Source organism: Ramlibacter sp. JJN2-2R (assembly GCF_057747835.1).
Genome location: NZ_CM173226.1, coordinates 3,816,367 through 3,837,136, shown reverse-complemented (window position 1 = coordinate 3,837,136; position 20,770 = coordinate 3,816,367). Strand labels below are relative to the sequence as shown.

At 71.8% G+C, this 20,770-nt stretch carries 29 protein-coding genes; 16 read left to right on the top strand and 13 right to left on the bottom strand.

Features of this window, described 5'->3' with window-relative positions:
- Positions 1 to 65: 65 nt before the first annotated feature.
- Positions 66 to 473: a thioesterase family protein gene (locus AC3ANR_RS18645; RefSeq protein WP_488289600.1), complete on the top strand. Its 408-nt coding sequence runs from the start codon at positions 66 to 68 to the stop codon at positions 471 to 473.
- Between the two features lie 54 nt (positions 474 to 527).
- Here AC3ANR_RS18645 and AC3ANR_RS18640 read toward each other — a convergent pair whose 3' ends face one another.
- Positions 528 to 1,049: a glycine zipper domain-containing protein gene (locus tag AC3ANR_RS18640; RefSeq protein ID WP_488289599.1), complete on the bottom strand. Its 522-nt coding sequence runs from the start codon at positions 1,047 to 1,049 to the stop codon at positions 528 to 530.
- 189 nt (positions 1,050 to 1,238) lie between these two features.
- Between AC3ANR_RS18640 and AC3ANR_RS18635 the strand changes: the two genes are divergently transcribed.
- A complete protein-coding gene (locus AC3ANR_RS18635; RefSeq protein ID WP_488289598.1) occupies positions 1,239 to 1,541 on the top strand; it encodes a hypothetical protein in 303 nt (100 codons plus the stop codon).
- 135 nt (positions 1,542 to 1,676) lie between these two features.
- On the opposite strand, the gene hutG (AC3ANR_RS18630) is transcribed toward AC3ANR_RS18635, so the two are convergent.
- The 8 genes from hutG (AC3ANR_RS18630) to AC3ANR_RS18595 form a co-directional block, all read right to left on the bottom strand.
- Entirely contained in the window at positions 1,677 to 2,489 is an 813-nt protein-coding gene (gene hutG / locus AC3ANR_RS18630; protein ID WP_488289597.1) for an N-formylglutamate deformylase, read from the bottom strand.
- 21 nt (positions 2,490 to 2,510) lie between these two features.
- Positions 2,511 to 3,911 carry a formimidoylglutamate deiminase gene (locus AC3ANR_RS18625; protein WP_488289596.1) on the bottom strand — a complete coding sequence of 467 codons (1,401 nt, stop codon included), beginning with the start codon at positions 3,909 to 3,911 and terminating at the stop codon, positions 2,511 to 2,513.
- Positions 3,908 to 4,684: an amino acid ABC transporter ATP-binding protein gene (locus AC3ANR_RS18620; protein ID WP_488289595.1), complete on the bottom strand. Its 777-nt coding sequence runs from the start codon at positions 4,682 to 4,684 to the stop codon at positions 3,908 to 3,910. The genes AC3ANR_RS18625 and AC3ANR_RS18620 overlap by 4 nt, the downstream gene beginning before the upstream one ends.
- The gene (locus AC3ANR_RS18615) at positions 4,681 to 5,349 is read right to left on the bottom strand and encodes an amino acid ABC transporter permease (RefSeq protein ID WP_488289594.1); all 669 of its coding nucleotides are present in this window, start codon (positions 5,347 to 5,349) and stop codon (positions 4,681 to 4,683) included. Before AC3ANR_RS18615 ends, AC3ANR_RS18620 begins: the two co-directional genes overlap by 4 nt.
- Positions 5,350 to 5,373: 24 nt before the next feature.
- Complete coding sequence (locus AC3ANR_RS18610; protein WP_488289593.1) at positions 5,374 to 6,114, bottom strand: transporter substrate-binding domain-containing protein; 741 nt, start codon at positions 6,112 to 6,114, stop codon at positions 5,374 to 5,376.
- A 33-nt stretch (positions 6,115 to 6,147) separates the two neighbouring features.
- Positions 6,148 to 6,891: an IclR family transcriptional regulator gene (locus AC3ANR_RS18605; RefSeq protein ID WP_488289592.1), complete on the bottom strand. Its 744-nt coding sequence runs from the start codon at positions 6,889 to 6,891 to the stop codon at positions 6,148 to 6,150.
- A 111-nt stretch (positions 6,892 to 7,002) separates the two neighbouring features.
- The gene (locus AC3ANR_RS18600) at positions 7,003 to 7,575 is read right to left on the bottom strand and encodes a HutD/Ves family protein (RefSeq protein WP_488289591.1); all 573 of its coding nucleotides are present in this window, start codon (positions 7,573 to 7,575) and stop codon (positions 7,003 to 7,005) included.
- Positions 7,576 to 7,661: 86 nt separating this feature from the next.
- Positions 7,662 to 7,901, bottom strand: coding sequence for a hypothetical protein (locus tag AC3ANR_RS18595; protein WP_488289590.1), 240 nt, complete (start codon positions 7,899 to 7,901; stop codon positions 7,662 to 7,664).
- 276 nt (positions 7,902 to 8,177) lie between these two features.
- On the opposite strand from AC3ANR_RS18595, the gene AC3ANR_RS18590 reads away from it, so the two are divergent.
- Positions 8,178 to 9,410, top strand: a complete 1,233-nt coding sequence (locus AC3ANR_RS18590) for an MFS transporter (RefSeq protein ID WP_488291844.1) — start codon at positions 8,178 to 8,180, stop codon at positions 9,408 to 9,410.
- A gap of 106 nt (positions 9,411 to 9,516) precedes the next feature.
- Positions 9,517 to 10,422, top strand: coding sequence for a DUF3014 domain-containing protein (locus AC3ANR_RS18585; RefSeq protein ID WP_488289589.1), 906 nt, complete (start codon positions 9,517 to 9,519; stop codon positions 10,420 to 10,422).
- A 137-nt stretch (positions 10,423 to 10,559) separates the two neighbouring features.
- Here AC3ANR_RS18585 and AC3ANR_RS18580 read toward each other — a convergent pair whose 3' ends face one another.
- Positions 10,560 to 11,117, bottom strand: coding sequence for a DUF1439 domain-containing protein (locus tag AC3ANR_RS18580; RefSeq protein ID WP_488289588.1), 558 nt, complete (start codon positions 11,115 to 11,117; stop codon positions 10,560 to 10,562).
- A 165-nt stretch (positions 11,118 to 11,282) separates the two neighbouring features.
- Between AC3ANR_RS18580 and AC3ANR_RS18575 the strand changes: the two genes are divergently transcribed.
- From AC3ANR_RS18575 to AC3ANR_RS18545, 7 genes are all read left to right on the top strand, one after another.
- Complete coding sequence (locus tag AC3ANR_RS18575; protein WP_488289587.1) at positions 11,283 to 11,435, top strand: hypothetical protein; 153 nt, start codon at positions 11,283 to 11,285, stop codon at positions 11,433 to 11,435.
- A gap of 29 nt (positions 11,436 to 11,464) precedes the next feature.
- Complete coding sequence (locus tag AC3ANR_RS18570; protein ID WP_488289586.1) at positions 11,465 to 11,719, top strand: hypothetical protein; 255 nt, start codon at positions 11,465 to 11,467, stop codon at positions 11,717 to 11,719.
- Between the two features lie 51 nt (positions 11,720 to 11,770).
- The gene (locus AC3ANR_RS18565; protein WP_488289585.1) at positions 11,771 to 12,157 is read left to right on the top strand and encodes a VOC family protein; all 387 of its coding nucleotides are present in this window, start codon (positions 11,771 to 11,773) and stop codon (positions 12,155 to 12,157) included.
- A gap of 149 nt (positions 12,158 to 12,306) precedes the next feature.
- Positions 12,307 to 12,678 (top strand): DUF1801 domain-containing protein, encoded by a 372-nt coding sequence (locus tag AC3ANR_RS18560; RefSeq protein ID WP_488289584.1) that lies wholly within the window; start codon positions 12,307 to 12,309, stop codon positions 12,676 to 12,678.
- Between the two features lie 86 nt (positions 12,679 to 12,764).
- Positions 12,765 to 13,130, top strand: coding sequence for a SpoIIAA family protein (locus AC3ANR_RS18555; RefSeq protein WP_488289583.1), 366 nt, complete (start codon positions 12,765 to 12,767; stop codon positions 13,128 to 13,130).
- A 58-nt stretch (positions 13,131 to 13,188) separates the two neighbouring features.
- Positions 13,189 to 13,431, top strand: a complete 243-nt coding sequence (locus AC3ANR_RS18550; RefSeq protein WP_488289582.1) for a glutaredoxin family protein — start codon at positions 13,189 to 13,191, stop codon at positions 13,429 to 13,431.
- A 57-nt stretch (positions 13,432 to 13,488) separates the two neighbouring features.
- A complete protein-coding gene (locus AC3ANR_RS18545; protein ID WP_488289581.1) occupies positions 13,489 to 14,055 on the top strand; it encodes a GNAT family N-acetyltransferase in 567 nt (188 codons plus the stop codon).
- A gap of 22 nt (positions 14,056 to 14,077) precedes the next feature.
- Here the strand turns inward: AC3ANR_RS18545 and AC3ANR_RS18540 are convergent, their stop codons facing one another.
- Entirely contained in the window at positions 14,078 to 14,779 is a 702-nt protein-coding gene (locus AC3ANR_RS18540; RefSeq protein WP_488289580.1) for a VIT1/CCC1 transporter family protein, read from the bottom strand.
- An 85-nt stretch (positions 14,780 to 14,864) separates the two neighbouring features.
- On the bottom strand, positions 14,865 to 15,134 hold the full coding sequence (locus AC3ANR_RS18535) for a DUF2164 domain-containing protein (protein ID WP_488289579.1): 270 nt from the start codon (positions 15,132 to 15,134) through the stop codon (positions 14,865 to 14,867).
- 256 nt (positions 15,135 to 15,390) lie between these two features.
- On the opposite strand from AC3ANR_RS18535, the gene AC3ANR_RS18530 reads away from it, so the two are divergent.
- The 4 genes from AC3ANR_RS18530 to hutG (AC3ANR_RS18515) all read left to right on the top strand — a co-directional run bounded on the left by AC3ANR_RS18530 (position 15,391) and on the right by hutG (AC3ANR_RS18515) (position 17,708).
- Complete coding sequence (locus AC3ANR_RS18530) at positions 15,391 to 15,981, top strand: hypothetical protein (RefSeq protein ID WP_488289578.1); 591 nt, start codon at positions 15,391 to 15,393, stop codon at positions 15,979 to 15,981.
- A complete protein-coding gene (locus AC3ANR_RS18525) occupies positions 15,957 to 16,253 on the top strand; it encodes a hypothetical protein (protein WP_488289577.1) in 297 nt (98 codons plus the stop codon). The genes AC3ANR_RS18530 and AC3ANR_RS18525 overlap by 25 nt, the downstream gene beginning before the upstream one ends.
- Before the next feature lie 85 nt (positions 16,254 to 16,338).
- Complete coding sequence (locus tag AC3ANR_RS18520) at positions 16,339 to 16,893, top strand: HutD/Ves family protein (protein ID WP_488289576.1); 555 nt, start codon at positions 16,339 to 16,341, stop codon at positions 16,891 to 16,893.
- Positions 16,890 to 17,708: an N-formylglutamate deformylase gene (gene hutG / locus AC3ANR_RS18515; protein WP_488289575.1), complete on the top strand. Its 819-nt coding sequence runs from the start codon at positions 16,890 to 16,892 to the stop codon at positions 17,706 to 17,708. Before AC3ANR_RS18520 ends, hutG (AC3ANR_RS18515) begins: the two co-directional genes overlap by 4 nt.
- On the opposite strand, the gene AC3ANR_RS18510 is transcribed toward hutG (AC3ANR_RS18515), so the two are convergent.
- A complete protein-coding gene (locus AC3ANR_RS18510) occupies positions 17,691 to 18,884 on the bottom strand; it encodes an MFS transporter (RefSeq protein WP_488289574.1) in 1,194 nt (397 codons plus the stop codon). The genes hutG (AC3ANR_RS18515) and AC3ANR_RS18510 overlap by 18 nt on opposite strands.
- A 250-nt stretch (positions 18,885 to 19,134) precedes the next feature.
- Here AC3ANR_RS18510 and AC3ANR_RS18505 point away from each other — a divergent pair, with 250 nt between their 5' ends.
- Positions 19,135 to 20,766, top strand: coding sequence for a long-chain fatty acid--CoA ligase (locus AC3ANR_RS18505; protein ID WP_488289573.1), 1,632 nt, complete (start codon positions 19,135 to 19,137; stop codon positions 20,764 to 20,766).
- Positions 20,767 to 20,770 lie beyond the last annotated feature (4 nt).

Below are 20,770 nucleotides of genomic sequence, written 5' to 3'. Positions count from 1 at the left end.
CGTGCCGTGCCGTCGCTCCCGCGAATCCGCGCATACTGGGGCCGACGTCTTCAAGGAGCGACCCCATGCGGCCCCTACCCCCCGGCACGAGCGGCTCGTACGCGATGGTGGTCTCGCCCGAGCACCTCGCCAGCCGCTTCAAGGACCCCACACTGCCGCCGGTGCTGGCCACCCCGGTGATGATCCTGGCGATGGAGAACGCCGCGCTGGAGGCGCTCAAGCCCTACCTGGAGCCCGGCGAGAGCGCGGTGGGCAGCCACGTGGACGTGAAGCACCTGGCGGCCACGCCGCTGGGCCGGCGCATCACGGCCACCGCGCAGGTGACGCGCGTGGCGGGCCGGCGCATCGCCTTCACCGTGCGCGCCACGGACGGCGACGAGGTGATCGGCACCGGCACCCACGAGCGCGTGCTGATCGACATGGCCCGGTTCGCGGCCGAGCTCGCCAGGAAGGCCGGCAACGGGCCCGGATGAGCGAAGGCCCCGCACTCGCGCGCGGGGCCCTCGCCGGATGACCGGAAGGCGCGCTTACCTGCCGTCGCCGTCCGAGTCACCGGGGATGGCACGCTCCGCCGCGTTGCTCACGCGGTGCCAGGCATCGCGCGATGCATGCTTGGCGTGCTCCCACTCCAGCTTGGAGCTGCCGCGCGAGGTTTCCCAGTCGCGGCGCAGGTCCGGTTCCAGGTCGTCGAAGTGGCGGTCCGGATAGCGCGTGTACGCGTCGACGCCGTAGCGGTAGGCAGGCCCGTAGTCGTCGTAGGTGGATCCGCTGGCGATGTACGGCCGGCCCGCATAGTTGTCCCGCCAGTACTGGTCCTCGACCACGGGGTCGGCCTTGGCCATGCGCTTGCCGGCCACCGCGCCGACCACGGCGCCGGCAACGGCACCGATCGCCGCACCGACGGGCCCGGTCATGCCGCCGACGGCGGCGCCAGCCGCGGCACCGCCGGCGATCCCGCCAGCGGCCCCGCCGACGACGGCTCCGGTGGTGGTGGCGGCGCGCTGCTTTTCGACGTCCTTGGCCATGGGCTTGTCGCTTCGATCTTTCATGCGTTGTTCCTTTCCAGTCGGAATGAGGTTGAACACACAGCTTATGGATCGCGGCGCGCGTGCACAGCCCGGATCCGCGCGTCGTCCTGCCGTCCTGCGCCGACGCTGGTGTCAGCCATCCCGCACGCTGCACACCGGCCTGCCGGGTCGCAACCATGAGACTGCGGCAGGCTGCGCTAGAGTCGACCCATGGATTGGCTCCGCTCCCGCATCGCCCGCACCCCCCGGTACGCCATGGCACTCGGCAAGGGCCTGCTGCTGGCCGGCAGCATCCTCATCGTCTGCGCGGTGTTCGCGCGCGCCGGGCTGGTGGCCGCCAACGCGGAGCGGGCCGAGGCGAAGCAGCCGCCGCTGCACGCCGTGGCCGAGGCCTATCCGCAGTACCCCACCTGGTTCGTGCCCGAAGGGCCGGTCGGCTTCAGCATCGCCGCGCTGCTGGTCCTCGCCGGCGTGGCCGTGACCACGCTGGCGGAGAAGGCGCCAAAGCGCTGAGCGTTTCGCCGGCAGGCCGGCTTGCGGCGTGGCGCCGCTCTCGCCCGCGGACTGCTGGTCAACCAGTCCGGCGCGCGCACCCAGCGTCTGCTGCGCCGCCGCTGAAGGGCGTGGCGCGCCGGCCGGGGCTTTCCTTCACCCGCGCGTGCGTGCGAACGCCAGCACCGCCTCCAGCATCCGCCGCAGGTGCGGCTGGACCGCCTCGGCCTTCGCGGGCAGGTACTCGAACGGCCACTGCTCCTGCATGTAGCTGCACTGGGTCAGTTCGAGCTGCACGGCGTGGAACCCGGCCTCCGGCTTGCCGTAATGGCGGGTGATGTAGCCGCCCGTGTAGCGTCCATTGAGGACGCACGTCTGCCCCGGTGCGGCTTGCGCGATTTCATGGATGCGCTGCCCCAGCTCGGGGGCACAGCTCGCACCGTTGGCGGTGCCGATGTTGAAGTCGGGCAGCTTGCCGTCGAAGAAGCGCGGCAGCACCGAACGGATGGAGTGCGCGTCCCACAGCATCGCGACGCCATGCTCGGCGCGGAGGCGATCGAGCTCGCGGCGCAACTGCGCGTGGTACGGGCGCCACCAGGTCTCGCGCCGCTCGATCATCTCCGCATCGCTCACGCCCTGCCCGTCGCGGTACACGGGCGTGCCGTCGAAGGTCGCGTCGGGGCAGAGGCTCGTGGTCGCCTGCCCGGGGTAGAGGCTGGCGTTGTCCGGCGGGCGGTTCAGGTCGACGACATAGCGCGAGTGCGTGGCCTGCAGCACCGAGGCGCCCAGCTCGCGCGCGAAGGCGTAGAGCAGGTCCAGGTGCCAGTCCGTGTCGGGCACGCGGACTGCTTCGTCGGTGAGCCGCCCGGCGATGGCCGCGGGCACGTAGGTGCCCATGTGCGGAATGGACAGCAGCAGGGGCTGCGTGCCGCGATGGAAGACGAAAGGCGGGGGAGCGGGATCCGGCATGCTTGGAAACTGTTGGGGAATTCAACCGAGCGGGGTGTGCACCAGCGCGCGCCGTGCCTCGGTGAAGTCGCGCGCCGCAGGTTCGTGCAGGTCGTGGCGGCCGCGCCGCACCACCCGACGTCCGCCCACCCACACCGCGTCGATCGCCGAGCGCCTGTGGCTGGCGAACACATGGGCCGAGAGCATCGCATCGGGCGACGGCAGGCCCTCGATGAGCGGGTGCGCGGCATCCAGCACGACCAGGTCGGCGCGCTGGCCGGCCGCGAGCCCCGCCACGGGGCGGCCGCTGGCCTGTGCGCCGCCGGCCACCGCCTCCAGCGTCATGGCCGTCGCGACGAAGCGCTGGGCCCCGCCGGCGATGACGTTGCGCTGGCGCGCCTGCAGGCGCTGGCTGTACTCGAGCAGCATCAGCTCCTCGGCCGCGCTCACGCAGGCATGGCTGTCGGAGCCCACGCCCCAGCGACCGCCGGCGTCGCGCCATGCCGGCACGTCGAAGATGCCGTCGCCGAGATTGGCCTCGGTGGTCGGGCACAGGCCCGCCACGGCACCGGTCGCCGCAGCGCGCCGGCTTTCGCCGGCTGTCATGTGGGTCGCGTGCACCAGGCACCAGCGCCGGTCCACCGACGCGTGATCGAGCAGCCAGTCCACCGGTCGCCGGCCGCTCCAGGCGAGGCAGGCCTCGACCTCGGCCGCCTGCTCGGCGATGTGGATGTGCACGGGCGCCTCGGCGTCCAGCGCATCGAGCCCGGCCAGCACCTCGCGCAGGCTGTCCGGCGGAACCGCACGCAGCGAATGCGGCGCGAGTCCCAGGCGCGCGCCCTGCGCGTCGCACGCGGGGCGCAGGCGCTCCAGCAGGCGCAGCATCGACTCGGTGCTGCGGATGAAGCGCCGCTGCTCGTCGCGCGGCGGCGTGCCGCCGAACCCGGCCGTCTGGTACAGCACGGGCAGCAATGTGAAGCCGATGCCGGCGCGCGCCGCCGCCCGCAGCAGGCACTGCGACAGCGTGGCGTCGTCCGCATAGGGCCGGCCCGCGGCATCGTGGTGGACATACTGGAACTCGCAGACGCTGCTGTAGCCGGCCTCCAGCATCTCCACGTAGAGCCCGGTCGCGATCGCTTCCAGCTGCTGCGGCTCGATCGCGGCGGCGAAGCGGTACATCAGCGTGCGCCAGCTCCAGAAGCTGTCCTGCGCCTGGCCGCGGTATTCGGTGAGGCCGCCGAACGCGCGCTGGAACGCGTGCGAGTGCAGGTTGGGCATGCCCGGCAGCACGGGGCCGGCGGCGCGCTCGACCTCCGGGCCGGGCGGTCGACCCGCGGTCACGCCGCGCAGCGTGCCGTCCGCATCCCATTCCAGCAGCACGTCACGCGCCCAGCCTGTCGGCAGCAGCGCGTGGTCGGCAAAGAGGGCGAGGGGCTGGCTCATGCGCGCGTCAGCACCGCTTGCAGGAAACTGCGCGTGCGCTCCTGCGTCGGGTTGCTGAAGATGGTCGCCGGCGGGCCGGATTCGACGATGCCGCCGCCGTCCATCACGACCACCACGTCGGCCACCTCGCGGGCGAACCCCATCTCGTGCGTGACCACCATCATGGTCATGCCTTCGCCGGCGAGCAGCTTCATCACCTGCAGGACTTCGCCCACGAGCTCCGGGTCCAGCGCCGAGGTCGGTTCGTCGAACAGCATGACGCGCGGCTCCATCGCCAGCGCGCGCGCGATCGCCACGCGCTGCTTCTGGCCCCCCGAGAGACTCGCGGGCATGGCGTCGGCCTTGTGCGCGAGACCGACCTTGTCCAGCAGTGCGCGCGCCCTGGCCTCGGCCGCTGCACGGCTCAACCCGCGCAGCATGCGAGGGCCGAGCGTGATGTTGTGCAGCACCGAGAGATGCGGGAACAGGTTGAACGACTGGAACACCATGCCCACGTCCTGCCGCAGCGCGTTGCACTCGGCGTCCGCGAGCATGCGGCCATCGTCGACCAGCGTGCGCCCGCAGATGTCGATGCGTCCGCCTTCGGGTTGCTCCAGGCCGTTGCAGCAGCGCAGGAAGGTGCTCTTGCCCGAGCCGCTCGGGCCGATCACGACCACGACCTGCGACGGCTGCACGTCGAAGTCGATGCCGTCCAGCACGACGTGGTCGCCGAAGGACTTGCGCAGGCCCCGGATGCTGATGATGGGCGGCGTGCCCGATCGTTCCGGCTTCATTGGACCATTCCCCCTGAGCGCAGCCGCCGCTCCAGCCGGCCGAGCGCCAGCGTGGTGAGTCCGGTCAGCACGAAATAGATCACCGCGATGGCCAGGTACACCTCCAGCGAGCGATACGACACGCTGATGATCTTCTGTCCTTCGTGCATCAGGTCGTGGATGGTGAGCAGCGACACCAGCGCCGAGTTCTTGATCAGGGCGATGAACTCGTTGCCCAGCGGCGGGATCATGCGCACCACCGCCTGCGGCAGGATCACGCTGCGCATCGCCTGCCCTCCGGACATCCCGATGGAGCGCGCGGCCTCCATCTGGCCGCGATCCACCGACTGGATCGCGCCGCGCACGATCTCCGAGACGTACGCGGCCGAATAGATCCCCAGCCCCAGCATGCCGCACGCGAAGGCGGGCAACATGATGCCGAACTGCGGCAGGCCGAAGAAGAGGATGAACAGCTGCACCAGCAGGGGCGTACCGCGGATCACCGCCACGTACGCAGTGCACAGCCGATAGAGGATGCGACGTCGCGGGTTGAGGCGGCCGATGCCGATCAGGAGGCCGAGCAGGCATCCGAGCAGCAGGGAGACGGCGGTGATCTCCACCGTCACCAGCGCCCCGTGCAGCAGCTCGACCCAGCCCGACCAGACAGGGGAAAAATCAAGTTCCATGCGAGTCGATCCGCGACGTCGGGCTTAGTTGGCGGCGGTCCTGAACCACTTCTTGACGATGGCCGCATAGGTGCCGTCGGCCTTGAGCTGCGCCAGCGCGCCGTTGACGGCCTTCTTCAGCTCGGGCTCGTCCTTGCGCATGGCCATGCCGTACTCCTCGGTGGTCAGCTGCTCCTCGAGCACGCGCAGGCCGGGACGGGTGCGCACGTACTGGTACGCCGCCGGCTTGCCGGTCACGGCGGCGTCGGCGCGGCCGATGTCCACCAGGTTGAACATCTCCTGGTTCTTCTCCACCTCGATGCGCTGGACCTTGGGGAAGTGCTCCTGCAGGTACCCCACGGACTTGGTGCCGACCTGCACGGTGACCTTCTTGCCCTCCAGGTCCGACAGCTTCTTGACGCTGCTGCCTTCCTTCACCATGGCGACGAGGCCGCCGGCGTAGTACGGCTCGGTGAAGTCGACGACCTTCTTGCGCTCGTCGGTGATGTAGATGGCCGAGACGGCCATGTCGAAGCGGCGCGAGATGAGGCCGGGGATCAGGCCCTTGAAGTCGATGTCCACCCATTCCACCTGCTTGCCCAGCTTCTTCGCCACGGCCTCGACCAGCTCGATGTCGAACCCGGTGCGCTTGCCGTTCTCGGTGAACTCCATGGGAGGGAAGGTCGCGTCGGTGCCGACCTTCAGCACATTGCCCTGGGCATGCGCGATGCCGGCGCCGAAAGTGGCACAGAGTGCGGCGAGCAGGAATTGGCGGCGGAAGTTCATGGGTGCATCTCCTCGGGTTGAAAGAACGTGGAATCAGGGCGGCGAGAGCCCGCGCGTGATGCGCGCGGCCGCGACGATGGTCATGTCGGCGAGGGTGGCCTCCTGGCCTTGCGCGCGGGTGACCGGCGCCATCAGCGTGATCGCGCCCACGGCCCGGCGCGCGGCGCCGAACAGCGGCGCGCTCACGCCCCACACGCCTGGATCGACCTCGCCGGCCGTCATCGCGTAGCCGGTGTGCCGGATGGCGGCGAGCTGCGCATCGGCCGCCTGTCGCTCGGCGGGGTCGGGATAGTGGGCCGCGAGCACCGCGAGGCGGTCCGGCTCGGGCAGGTGGGCCAGCAGGCACTTGGCCGAGGCGCCCGCGCGCAGGGGCACGCTGCGGCCCTTCTCGAAGGAGCAGCGCAGGGCCTGCTCGCTGTCGACCATCTCCAGGCAGATCGCCTGTCCGTTGACGGCGACGATCAGGCCGACGCTCTCGCGCGACTGGCGGGCGAGGGCGACCATGTCCTCGCGCGCCTGGCGCACCAGGTGCGACGAGAGGTCGAAGCCGATCGCAAGCTGCAGGCTCAGGGGGCCGGGTGCGTAGCAGCCATCGGTTTCCACGACGAAGCCCCAGCGCTTGAGCCGCGCCAGCTGCCGGTACAAGGTGCTGCGTGCGAGGCCCGTGTGCGCCATCAGTTCGCCGGCGCTGAGGACCCGTCCCTGCCGCGCGAGCACGGCCAGGACCTGCAGGACGCGGTCGGACGTGGCGGGGGTCGGGGCCTCTCCAGTGGGCATCGGGGCAGTATCCCGGCGTTCGCGAAGCATTGAAAAGGCGCCAGTCCCACTCGGTGGGAATGGGTGCGCATTTTTTCGAAGGCCCGGAGTTTGCCGCAAGCGGTCGGGCGCTCAGGAGCGCGGCAGGATCTCCATGCAGATCGCGCCCGAAGTCCCGACGTCGAGGGCCGTGCCCGCCGGCAGCTGTTTCCAGGCAAGGCATTGCGGTGGCAGGTCCACGGAGGTGCCGTTCCCAGGCTCGCGCACCACGGCCGGGGCCTCGAGCGCATAGATCGCGACGACCACCTCCGCGGCGGTCACCCAGCTGCGCGCACCCGCGAGGCGCGTCATCGTCCCCGTCGCGCGGCCGCGCTGGAGCATCAGGTTCAGGTCCTGCGTCGGCCCCGCGAGCAGCCGGCAATCGACCGTCGCCGCGCCGTCGAATTCGAGCGGGGCGCTCGCCGCCGTGACTTCATGGGGATGGCCGTCCGCAGTCAGCCGCACGCCTTGGCCGCGCAGGACCGCGAAGAAGCGCTGCACGCCGGGAAAGTGCGAAAACGGCCCGTCGGCCGCGACCTCCGCGACCGAGATGCGCCAGGCCCAGTCCCGGCCCTCGGGCCAGGCAGCGAGTTCGCGGGTGAGGCCGCCGCCGTTGCGCCAAGGGGTGGCCGGGGCGTCCGAAAGCCGAATCAATGTCCATGTCATGGCTGGACTGTGCCATCGACGCCGCGACGGACCGGGCACCGGCGGTGCTCGACCCCTTCCCAGCTCGCGCGGCCGACCGGCCGGGCTCAGTGCAGGGGCGCGGGGTCCGCGATGCCGACCTTGCGTCGCAGCGCGCGTTCGTACTCCCAATCGTCCGCGCAGTCGCGGTCGCAGAACAGCCGATCCGCGAGGCCTTCGGTGTTGCCGCAGTAGTGGCAGCAGCCGGTGGGCTGTTGCAGGATCCTGCTGCGCTGGGTCTGGGCGGCGAGCGCCTGCGCGAGGTGGCGCTGCTCGGAGTCGAACGCGAGATCTGCTTCGTCGGCCATGGGGCGGTCTCCTGTGTAGCGAAGAGATTGCATTCTTCGGGCAGAGGGCGCGGCGCCGGCTTCCAGCTCGGCAGTTGTTGCTGTAGGACGGCGCGCGATTGCAGCTTCGGACATCGCTGCGGTCCGTCGGCGAGTGGCGCGGTGGCTGGCGCGGCGGACGAGCTCGGCATCGATCGGTTGCAGGCACCAGCGCCGGGATGCCCGATCGATGGATGACGGCCGCACCGGCGATCGCATGTCCGGAACCGGCGAGCCGCCACGCCGGGCCCCGGCATGATGCGGCGCATGACGAACCGGTTCTCCCGTGCCTTCCAGCGCCTCGCGGCCGCCAACCTGGGCGCCCAGTCCGCCGAGCAACTGAGCCTGGCGGCGGTGCCGCTGGTGGCCGTGCTGGCGCTCGGTTCCGGCGCCGGCGAGATCGGCCTGCTGGGCGCCATGCAGACGCTGCCCTTCCTGCTGCTGTCCATTCCGATGGGCCTGCTCACCGACCGGATGCCGCGCCGCCGGGTGATGCTGGCTTCCGAGGCGTTGCGCACGCTCGCCTTGCTGCTGCTGCTCCTGATGGTGGCCTCGGGCCGGACCAGCTTCGTCGCGCTGGCCGTGCTCGGATTCGTCGGTGCGCTGGGAACGGTCGGCTTCACGGTCGCGGCCCCGGCGCTCGTGCCGGCGCTGGTGCCGCGCGACCTGCATGCGCGTGCCAACGGCCGGCTGGAGCTGGCGCGCAGCGCGGCCTACGCCGGCGGGCCGGCGCTTGCCGGTGCGCTGGTGGCTTGGGCCGGCGCGGCGTCGGCGTTCGTGCTGGCGACGATGCTCTCGCTCGGCGCCGTGGCCCTGCTCTGGCGCGTCTCGGAGCCGCCACGCGCGGCCGCGCCTGCGCGCCATGTGCTGGTGGAGATCCGCGAGGGCGCGCGCTTCGCCTGGCACGACGCCCTGCTGCGGCCCATCCTGCTGACCGGGATGGCCTGGAACATCGCGTGGTTCGTGCTGCAGGCGGCGTACGTGCCGTATGCCGTGCGCATCCTGGGCCTGTCGGCGCAGGCGGTGGGCGTCACGCTGGGCTGCTATGGCGCAGGCATGGTGGTGGGGGCCCTGTTCGCGCCGCGCGTGATCGGCGCCATGCCGTTCGGCCGCACGATCCAGCTGGGCCCCGCCGTCTCGGTCCTCGCCATCGGCGCCATGGTGGCGACCCTGGTCGTGCCGAGCGGCGTGCTGGCGGGCCTGTCCTTCTTCCTGTTCGGCGTCGGCCCCATCATCTGGACCATCACCACCACGACGCTGCGCCAGGCGATCACGCCCGGCGCGATGCTGGGGCGCGTGGGCTCGGTGTTCCTCACCGTGAATGCCGGCGCCCGGCCCGTGGGTGCCGGCGTCGGCGCCATCGTCGGCGGCCTGTGGGGAGAGCCGGCCTGCCTGTGGCTGGCGCTGGCCGGCTTTGTGCTGCAGGCGGTGATCATCCTGGCGTCGAGCATGAACGGGCTGCAGCGGTTGCCGCAGTTGCGGGCCGGGTGAGCACCGAGCAGGCGCTCCAGGGAGTCGGCTTCCGGTCCACGTAAAAGCGGTAACGGATGAGCCTCGCCCTTGAGGCGGCGCCCCGAATGGGCGCAGCATGCGGGGCATGACCGACGACCGACTGGAACCCAGCTTTTCCTCCTCCGGCCCTGTTCGCGTCCACGCGCCTCGCCGCCGGGGGTCGTCCGCGCCGATCGCCGTGGCCCTGTTGGCCGTGGCTGTCGCCGCGGGTGGCTGGTACGCGTGGTCCCGGTTCGGGTCGCCTGCCGAGAGGCTGGCCAGCGAGCCTGCGCCCGCGGCCCAGGTGCCGCCACCGCCGGCGCAGGAAGCCGCGTCCGACTCGCCATCGCCGACGCTGGTGCCCGCCGCGGCGCAGGACGTGGTCCAGGCGCAAGACATCCCCGCCACCCTCATGCGACTGCTGGGCCGAGAGGGGGTGCTGAAGTTCCTGGACACCACCGACTTCCCGCGCCGGTTCGCCGCGACCCTGGACAGCCTGGGGCGCGAGCATGCGCCGCTGTCGGTGTGGCCGGTGCAACCCACCCCCGGGCGTTTCCTCACCACGGGCGAGGACGACTCGACGCAGGTGGCCGCCCGGAACGATCTGCGCTATGCGCCGTTCGTGGCCTTCGTCGACTCGGTCGATGCGGCCCAGGCCGTGGACGTGTACCGGCGCATGTACCCGGCGCTGGAGCGGGCCTACGGCGACCTCGGCTTTCCCGGCCAGCGGCTGAACGCGCGGGTGTTCGAGATCATCGACCTGCTCCTGGCGACGCCGGAACCCACGCAGCCGCCGAAACTCAGGCTGACCGAGGTCAGGGGACCGATCGCCGCCCCGCGTCCCTGGACCCGCTACGAGTACCAGGATGCCCGCTTCCAGCGCCTTGCCGCTGGCCAGAAGATGCTGCTGCGCATGGGCGCCGACAACCGCAAGGTGCTGAAGGCGAAGCTGCAGCAACTGCGCCAGGAACTGCTGCGGGTGTCCACGGAGCCCGGGTCGCGCAACCCCTAGGCGCACCGCAAGAGGCGCCCATCGGCACCCGTGGGTTCGGCCGCGAGCCGTTGGACAGGAAGTCGACGCGTTTCGGGAGTGTGTGGACCGGGGAGGCCAGGTGCGCGCTCGGAAGCGTGCCGACGCGGCAGCGGTGTTCAGCGCCAGGGCTTTTGCCGGAAGACGACCAGGACCCCGTCTTCGACGACGGTCACCGTCTCCGGCTCGAAGCCCATGGTGTCGGGCAGCGCGAGTTCGCGCGACGTGAACCTGTGCAGGACCAGTTCGGCCATGGTCTCGCGGACCATCCCCCGCAGGATGCCTTGCAACGCCTGCAGCGACTCGGCCGCCATGCCCGGCAGGCGGATGTCGAGGATCTCCGGCTCATGGGCGCGGATGGTCTGGTCATGGCCTTCGTAGCGCAAGGCGAAGACCAGGTCCAGCATGCCCTGCAGAACGCCTTCGGCCCCGGAGCCGCTCACATCCGCGCGCAGCGACGCACCGAGCTTGTTGCGCGCGGGCAGCATCAGCAGCTCGGTCGCGCTGACCTGCAGCTCCAGCAGGCCGGGGACGGCCAGGCGCACCGGGAAGCGAGCGGAAAGCGCCTCGTGCAGTTGGGCGGCGGAGAGCTTGTAGCGAGGCCGTTCCTCGCCCTGCGCGCGCAGGCTCGCGGCGGGCCAGCAGGCCAGCGCGGTGATCAATAGCCGGCGGTCCATGCACCGTATTCTGGCGTGCATCGGTTTCTGCCGTGACTGCGCGAGCAGGCGATGAAGGCCGTCTGATTCTTCGACACGATCGCGCCTGTGCTGCTGCGCCGCGCGCACCGCCCCTTGCGCGTCAGTCGCGTTCGACGTTAGATTGCAGAGGGAGGAGAACACATCATGCGCAAGCACGACCAGATCGTGGCGACCGGAGTCATCCTGGCCATTGCCGTCCAGACGCTGATCTCGGTCGCCGAGACCTGGTCGTTCGGGCCCTCGCTGCGTGACCTCGCCGATCCGGAGCCGCCATTGGCGGGCATGGCCCGTCGCTGATCCGGCAAGGGATGCAAAGGAGCTCGGACGTGGACAGCAAGAATCCCCTGGCTGGCGTGCTCGCGCTCGCGTTCTCGTTGGCAGGCGGCGGGTTCATCGCCCGCGAGCTGGCGCGCGCGCTCTGGGCGGGCTGGTCCCCCGGCAAGCTGGGCGCCATCCATGGCGACGGATCCGTTCAATACCTCGCCTTCATTGTCACATGCTGCATCGGGCTCGGGCTGATGGTCCTGCTGGCCTGGCTGGGCCTGCGATGGACCGGGCTGCTCGATGGCGGGCGCAGGTGACAGCGGGCCATTGCCAAGGCCGCATCCGACCATCTTCAAGAGGAGATTCGCTTGACCCAGCCAACACCGCTCTTCGACCAGATCGACACGTTCATTCTTCGGGTCGCTGACTACCAGGCGGCCGCTGCTTGGTACGCCGCCACCCTCGGCCTGAAGGCCTCGTACACGGACACTGCGGAGCGCCTGGCAGTCCTGCCCTTGGCACACGGCTCGAGCCTGACGCTGTGGGAGCGCAAGACCGGAGAGCCGGTGCCGGATCGGACGGCGCCCGGCGCCTTCCCGATCTTCGCGACGCCGGATGCAGCGGCGGCATTGTTGGAATTGCAGCGCCGTGGCGTCAGCGCCGGGAGTCTGGTGGAGGGCGCAGGGGTGCGGTACTTCAGTTTTCAGGATCTCGATGGCAATCGGCTCGAGGCCTGCCAGGTGCTGGCGGGCTGAGGGTCGCCGGTTGCGGTCGGCAGTCCATCGATGGCATCCTCTTCGAAGGCGCCCGTCGGATGATTCTTCTAGGAGGCGGGCGGCGCATCGACTCGGGAGGCAACATGACGGCAAGACCTGCTGCGGACGGCGCAGATGCTTCGACCCACATGACCGACAAGATCCAGGCGCTGGGCGACTGGCGGGGCGCGACGCTCGCGTGGGTCCGCCAGCGCATCCACGAGGCGGACCCCCAGATCCAGGAGGAATGGAAGTGGGGCGGCACGCCCGTCTGGTCCCATGACGGCATCGTCTGCACGGGCGAGTCGTACAAGCAGGTGGTCAAGCTCACTTTCGCCCGCGGTGCGTCCCTGCCGGATCCGCGCCAGCTGTTCAACGCCAGCCTGGACGGCAACACGCGCCGCGCCATCGACATCCGTGAAGGCGAACGGCCCGACGAGGCCGCGTTCAAGGAACTGATCCGCGCCGCGGTGGCCGCCAATACCGCGGCGCGCAGCCAGCGCGCCGCCGCGAAGAAGTAGCGCGAGCCACCAGCCACTAGCCACCCGCAACCACGCGGCACGCCGGATCGCGCCTGGCCGCCGAGCCGCCTCGCTAGACTGCGGGCATGGCCCTCGAATTCACCGTCCATGACCACGAGCCCCGGTTCCTGCTCGTGGAAGCATCGGGGCCGGCGTCGATCCACGACATGCGGGCCGGCGTCGACCACGTCCTGGCGCTTTGCAGCAGCCGGCAACGCAAGCGGGTGCTGCTGGACCTGCGCGGGCTGGACCACGGCCTCATGTTCACCGACCACCTGGAGCTCGGGTTCTACATGGCCGAAAAGCTGGCCGGCCTGGAGCGGCTGGCCTCCGTCGTGCGCGCATCCACGCGCGTCGGCGCCACCGAGAAGACGGCGCAGAAGCTCGGGCTGATGCTGCGCACCTTCGAGTCGTTCGAGGCCGCCCTGGACTGGATCCGCGCTTCGGACTGAGGGGCGCCGCGCCTGCGGGCCGGCGGCGGCGACGCAGGCCACCCGATAAACTGCGCGCATGGCACTGAAGATCGTCGTCTACTCCAAGTCCGCCTGCCCGCAATGCGACACGGCCAAGATGCTTCTCAAGTCCCGCTCGCTCGATTTCGAGGAGATCCGGATCGACGACGAGGCGCAGCGGCTGGCGTTCTATGAAAAGTGCGGTCCGTCGGTGCGCCAGATGCCGCAGGTCTTCATCAACGACCAGCGCGTCGGCGGCGTCGCCGGCCTGCAGGCGGCGCTGGCCCAGCTCAACGCCTAGGCGAGCGGACCCGCCAGGGCCCGTCACGTCCAGCGGCCGCTCCAGCAACTTCCCCCCATGCCGTTCCCCCTGGTCACCAGCATCGCATCGCCGCGGTTGATCCTTCGCCCCGTCGACGAGGGGGACCTGGCGGACCTGCTCGAAGTGAATGGCGACCCCGAGGTCACGCGGTTTCTTCCGTACGCGACCTGGGGTTCGATCGACGACGCCGCGCGCTGGCTGGACCGCATGCGGGCGATCACGGCGTCGGGCACGGCGCAGCAGCTCGTGCTCGAGCGGCGCAGCGATGGCCGCGCGATCGGCACGCTGCTGCTGTTCAAGCACGACGAGGGCAGCGGCCGGCTCGAGCTGGGCTACGCGCTCGGGCGCGACCACTGGGGCGGCGGGTGGATGCGCGAAGCGGTCGATGCCGCCTGCGCGCACCTGTTCGCCAACGGCATCCGCCGCATCGAGGCCGAGGTCAATCCGGCCAACGCCGCGTCCTGCCGGCTCCTCGAGCGGGCCGGGTTCGTGCACGAAGGGACGATGCGCCTGCGCTGGGTGGCCAAGGGCGTGGCCTACGACACCAACGTCTATGGCCTGCTGGCCGACGAGTGGCGCAGCGGGCCCGCAAGAGCGGTGTGAACGACCTGCTGAGGTTCGACAGCTAGGCCACGGTGCCGAACGCCGCGCCGATCGCCGCGGTGATGCCCATGGCCAGCGCGCCCCAGAACGTGACGCGCCAGGTGGCGACCCACAGCGGCGCGCCGCCGGCGCGGGCCGAGACGGCGCCGAGCACGGCCAGGAAGAACAGCGAGGTGCCACCCACCCACGCGAGCAGGCCGGCCACCGGGGCGATCGCGGCCACCGCCAGCGGCAGCGCGGCGCCGACCGCGAAGCTGGCCGCCGACGCCAGCGCCGCCTGCACCGGCTTGGCCGCGAGCTCCTGCGAGATCCCCAGCTCGTCGCGCGCGTGGGCGCCGAGCGCGTCGTGGGCCATCAACGCCTCGGCCACCTGGCGCGCCAGGCCGGGCTCCAGGCCGCGGTGGACGTAGATGCCCTGCAGCTCGCGCAGCTCGGCACCGGGATCGTGTTCGAGTTCCTTGCGCTCGCGCGACAGGTCGGCCTGTTCGGTGTCGGCCTGCGAATGCACCGAGACGTACTCGCCAGCCGCCATCGACATCGCGCCGGCCACCAGCCCGGCGACCGCCGCCACCAGGATGCTGTCGCGGCCCGAGTTCGCCGCCGCCACGCCCACCACCAGGCTGGCCGTGGACACGATGCCGTCGTTGGCGCCGAGCACCGCGGCGCGCAGCCAGCCGATGTGGGCGGTGCGGTGGCGTTCGACGTGGCGGTGGATGGCTCGCATCGGCGCAGTCTACCGAGCCTTCGGCAAGCCTTGGGCGACTCGATCCGCCCGGAACGCGGAGCCGGACAGATGGCCCGCCCGGGCGTCAGCGCTTCCTCGTGGCCTTGTCGTGCCGGCGCCAGTACTGGAACGGGTCCTCGTGCACCTCGAGGTCCAGTTCGTCCAGGCGGGCCCGCAGCCGCTTCTGCACGTCGCTCACGGCGAGGTTGTAGATGGCAGGGCCGATTTCCTCCACGAAGAAGCCCAGCAGGCCGCCGGCCGCCACATTGCCGATCGGCTCGTCCATGTTCTCGCGGAACCAGCGCTCGATCGACGCGATGGCTTCCTTGCGGGTGTCCTTGTCCAGTTCGATCATGCGGCCTCCGGGCCCTGACTATAGGGGGCGGTGCTGCCTGCGCCGCCCGACGGCCGAGCCAGCTGGCCAAGTCAGCGCAAGCGTCCGCTGACGGCCGTGTCGGTGCGCGTCCGACCACGCGCACGAATGGGAAAAAAGATCATGCGGGGCATCGAACGAACCGAGGACACAGCCATGAAAGCGACCCTGCGACCGATCGCGATTGCACTGGTGGTCGGCGCCTTCAGCGCAACCGCCGCCCTGACCTGGCCCACGGATGCCTACGCCCACGGTGGCGGGGGTGGCGGAGGCGGCGGTGGTGGCGGCGGTGGCGGTGGCGGTGGCGGAGGCGGAGGCGGAGGCGGAGGCGGCGGAGGCGGAGGCGGAGGCGGCGGAGGCGGAGGCGGAGGCGGAGGTGGCGGCGGAGGTGGCGGAGGAGGCGGCGGCGGTGGAGGAGGCGGCGGCGGCGGCGGAGGTGCCGGAGGTGGTGGTGCTGGCGGCGGCGGTGCCGGTGGCGGAGGCGCAGGCGGCGGTGGTGCTGGCGCAGGTGGCGGCGGTGCGGGCGCCGGGGGCGGCGGCGCAGGAGCTGGCGCGGGATCCGGTGCAGGAGCTGGTGGCGTCGGCGGTGGTGTCGGCGGTGGCGGTGTGGGCGTTGGCGCCAGTGGCGCCGGTGCCGGCACGTCCGCCAGCGCCGGAACAGGCGCCGCGGGAACTGGAACCGGCGCCGGCGCGGCGAGCGCGGGCGTCGGCACGGGCACGGCCGCAGCGGCCGGCCCGGGAAGCGGCGCCGTCTCCGCCTCGACGGCGGTCGGCACGCCGGGGGGCGCGGTCGCGGTCGGCACGGTGGCCGCTCCCGCCGAGGCGGTGAATGCCGGCCCGGGCGGCGTGGGCAGCAGCCCCGGTGCCGCGCCGGGGGGCACGGCGACGGCGGCGCGCCGCGTCCAGCCCGCCGTCGTGGCCTACAGCCCGGCCGTCCCGGCCACGGTGGCATCCACGGCGGTGATGGGCGCCTCGCCCTCGCCGGTGGCGCAGACGCAGATCATCGGGGCGCCGCTGCCGCCCCTCGGGCCGGAGCGCTACTACCCGAACGGCATCCAGCCGTTGCGGCCGGAGTTCCTCTACCCCGAGCCGCGCAAGTGATGCCGCTGCAGCCGGCCGCCGCGCGCGCGGCCCGCTGCATCGCAGCGCTGGCTGCGCCAGGTCGTTGAAGGCGACAATCGCCCCGATGACCTGGCACCTCGTCTCCCTCGACGCCGCGGAGCGGCAGCCCTGGCACAACGGCGGCGGCCTCACGCACGAGCTGCTCGTCTGGCCGGGCGGCCAGCTGTGGAAGCTGCGCCTGTCGGTGGCCGAGATCACCGAGCCGGGCCCCTTTCCGCCCTTCGACGGCGTCGAGCGCTGGTTCGCCGTGCTCGAAGGCAGCGGCGTCATGCTGCGCGTGGGCGGTGGGGCGCAGCACCTGGGCGCCGACAGTCCGGCGTTCCGCTTCAACGGCGGCGCGTCGGTCGACTGCTCGCTGCTCGGCGGGTCCGCGCTCGCCTTCAACGTGATGGCCGATCCCGGCAAGGCCAGGCTGGTGCGGGTGGGCACCGAATACACCTTCAAGGCCGAGGGCGAGGCGGTGATCGCCGTCTATGCGCACGAGCATCCGGCGCGGGTCGTGCTGCTGGAGGAAGAGCTGCACATCCCGCCGCGGCACCTGGCCTGGGGGCACCGGGTGTGGCACGCGCACGGGATCGTGAAAGGCCAGGACGCACTGTGGATCGAGGCCCAGGCATGACCGGCGCCGACACCTGGCGCCTGCACCGCGGCAGCGCGCCGCTGCTGGTGAGCATCCCGCACCTGGGCACCGAGATTCCCGAGCCGTTGCGGGCCGCCTACGTGCCGCGCGCGCTCGACGTGGAGGACACCGACTGGCACCTCGACCGGCTGTACGGCTTCGTGCACGCGCTGGGCGCCAGCGTGCTGCGGCCGGTGGTCTCGCGCTACGTGATCGACCTGAACCGGCCGCCGGACGACACGCCCATGTATCCCGGCGCCTCGAACACCGAGCTGTGCCCCACGCGCTTCTTCACCGGGGCCGCGCTGTACCGCGAGAGCGCGGCGCCGTCGCCGCAGCAGCGCCTGCAGCGGCGCGCGGCCTACTGGGAGCCGTACCACGCCGCCTTGCGCGGCGAACTCGACCGGCTGCGGGCCGAGCACGGCCACGTGCTGCTGTGGGACGCGCACAGCATCCGCGGCGAGATCCCGTGGCTGTTCGAAGGCCTCCTGCCCGACCTGAGCATCGGCACCGCCGACGGCGCCAGCGCGCACGCGTCGATCACCGAGGCGGTCGCGCAGGCCGCCGGTCGCGCGCCGGCCGCGACGCACGTGGTCAACGGCCGCTTCAAGGGCGGCTACATCACGCGCCACTACGGCCGGCCGGCCGAGCACGTGCACGCGGTGCAGCTGGAGATGGTGCAGAAGCTGTACATGCGCGAGGCGCCGCCGTTCGACTACATGGAAGCGCGCGCGCAGCAGATCCAGCCGGTGCTGCAGGACATGGTGCAGGCGGCGCTGGACGCCGCCGCCCGGCTCTCAGCCGCGGGCGCGTAGCGCGCGGGCGAACGCCCAGCCCGCCAGCGGCAGGGCGATGCTGGGGCCGACCAGCATCGCGGTGGCGCCGAAGTGGTCGAAGGCGTAGCCGGCCAGCATCACCCCCAGCGCCTGCCCCAGGAACAGGCTGGTGGCGAACAGCGACACCGCCGTGCCGCGCGCGCTGGGCACCATCTGCGTCGCATTGGTCTGCAGGGTGTTGTGGTACAGGTAGGTGCCGAACCCCACCGCCAGCGCGACCGGCGCTGCCGTCCACGCCAGCGGCGAGGCGAGCCACAGCAGTTCGCCCACGCCCATGATCCAGCCGCCGGCCAGCACCATGCGCCGCTCGCCCAGGCTGTTCACGATGCGGCGCGCCGCCAGCGCATACGCCAGGCCGCCGGCCGCATACAGCGCGATCATTCCCGAGGCCGCGGCCACCGAGAGCCCGAACCGCTGGTGCAGCAGCGCGGGCATGTAGGCCAGCGGGCCGAGCAGGAAGATGCCCTCGACCAGCGCGGCGGCCAGCACCTTGCGGCTCCAGGACGAGGACAGCACCAGCTGCCACTGGCGCACGATGTGGCGCTGCTCCTCGTGGCGCGGCGGCGGCACGAGCGCCCGCGGGCGCAGCAGCAGCAGCGCCGTCAGCAGCGCGTAGGCCGCGGCCATGATGGCGAACGCGCCGCGCCAGCCGAGCGCGCTCTCGGCGAACAGCCCGCCCGCCAGCTGCCCGGCCATCATCCCCGACAGGGTGCCCGTCAGCAGGCGCGCCAGCGTGGGCTGGCGCTCCTCGTAGGGCACCGCGTCGCCGATCCACGCCATGGCCAGCGGGATGATGCCGGCCGCGGCCATGCCCCAGCCCACCCGCGCGGCGAGCACGGCGTCGAAGCCCTGCGCGAGCGAGGCCGCCAGCGCCAGCGCCGCGCAGCCGAACAGCGCCACGCACACCAGCCGCATCTTGCCGAACCGGTCGCCCAGCGGGCCGAACACCAGCTGCATCAGGCTGTAGGCGATCGAGTAGACGATCACCACGCGGCCGGCCACGCCGGCGGTGACGCCGAAGTCCTGCGCCAGGCGGGGGATCAGCCCGTCGCACAGCCGCAGGGCCGCGCCACTGAGGAAGGACGCGGCGGCCAGGACCAGGACGGCGGCGTGCACGGTGCGCGTGGCCGGGGCCGGTGCGGGGGAGGTCGTCATGCGGGGAACTTCAGGAAGGTGGCGCCGGTCGACGGCCGGCTCGCGGCCCGGGCGCGCCGCATCATGACATGGCATGCCACGGCATGGCATCGCACGCCATGGACGCGGCGCTGGGACTGCCCTGCGCACGCCATCGGGGCGGCTCGCGCCCTGTGCTCTTCCGCGGGCGAACCGGCCCGCGGGTTCACCCGATTGCGACCGCGCGGCGCGTCTCCGAGAGTGGCTCGCAGCACCCCAGGAGATCAGTCGCATGCGGTCCACCATGATGCCCATCCCCCTCTCGCTCAACCACCTGCTGGAGCGGGCCGGGCAACTGTTCGCCGGCAACGAGATCGTCTCGCGCCTGCCGGACAAGTCGCTGCGCCGGCACACCTATGGCGAGTTCCACCGCCGCACGCGCTCGCTCGCCAGCGCGCTGCAGGCGCTGGGGCTGCAGAAGGGCGACCGCGTGGCCACCCTGTGCTGGAACCACCACGCCCACCTGGAGTGCTACTTCGGCATCCCCGCGGCCGGCGGCGTGATGCACACGCTCAACCTGCGGCTCGCGCCCGAGGAGATCGGCTGGATCGCCGGCCACGCGCAGGACCGCTTCCTGGTCGTCGACGACGTGCTGCTGCCCCTGTACGAGAAGTTCGCGCACCTGCACCGGTTCGAGCGCGTGATCGTGTTCCCCTTCGGCGGCCAGCCGGTGGCGGCGCCGTTCGACGACTACGAGGCGCTGCTGGCCGGCGCCGACCCCGACGGCTTTGCCTACGCGCCGCACGACGAGAACGACCCGGTGGCCATGTGCTACACGTCCGGCACCACCGGCCGGCCCAAGGGCGTCGTCTATTCGCACCGCTCCACCGTGCTGCACACGCTGGTGGCCAGCCTGGCCGACTTCTGGGGCCTGCGCGGCACCGACGTGGTGCTGCCCGTCACGCCCATGTTCCATGCCAACAGCTGGGGCATGCCGTACGGCGCCGTGATGCTGGGGGTCAAGCTCGTGTTTCCGGGGCCGCACCTGCATCCCGACGACCTGCTGGACCTGATGCGCGAGGAGCCGCCCACGCTGGCGCTGGGCGTGCCGACGATCTGGATGTCGCTGATCCAGGCCTACGAGGCGGCGCAGGCCGAAGGCTCGCCCAACCACGGGCGCTGGCGGCTGCCGCGCGGCATGCGCTCGCTGGTGGGCGGCGCGCCGGTGCCCGAGGCGCTGATCCGCGCCTTCGACCGGCACGGCGTGTGGATCCTGCAGGGATGGGGCATGACCGAGACGTCGCCGGTGTGCACGATCTCGTATCCGCGCGCCGAGCTGCGCGACGCCGATGCCGACGAGCGCTATCGCCGCGCGGCGCTGGCGGGCGTGCCGGTGCCGCTGGTGGACCTGCGCGTGCGCGGTGACGACGGCACCGACGAACCCTGGGACGGCAAGAGCGTGGGCGAGATCCAGGTTCGCGGCCCCTTCATCACCGGCAGCTACCACGAGGTGCCGGTGGAGCGCGAGAAGTTCACCGCCGACGGCTGGCTGCGCACGGGCGACGTCGCCAGCGTCGATGCGCTCGGCTTCGTGCGCATCACCGACCGCACCAAGGACCTGATCAAGTCCGGCGGCGAGTGGATCAGTTCCGTGGACCTGGAGAACGCGCTCATGGCGCACCCGGCCGTCGCCGAGGCCGCGGTCATCGCGATCCCCGACGAGAAGTGGAGCGAGCGGCCGCTGGCCTGCGTGGTGCGCAAGCCCGGCCAGCAGGTGGGCGCCGAGGACCTCGGCGCGCACCTCTTGCAGCGCGGCTTCGCCAAATGGCAGCTGCCCGAGCGCTACGAATGGATCGACGCCGTGCCGCGCACGTCGACCGGCAAGTTCTGGAAGCTGAAGCTGCGCGAGCGGTTCCCGCGCTAGCGGC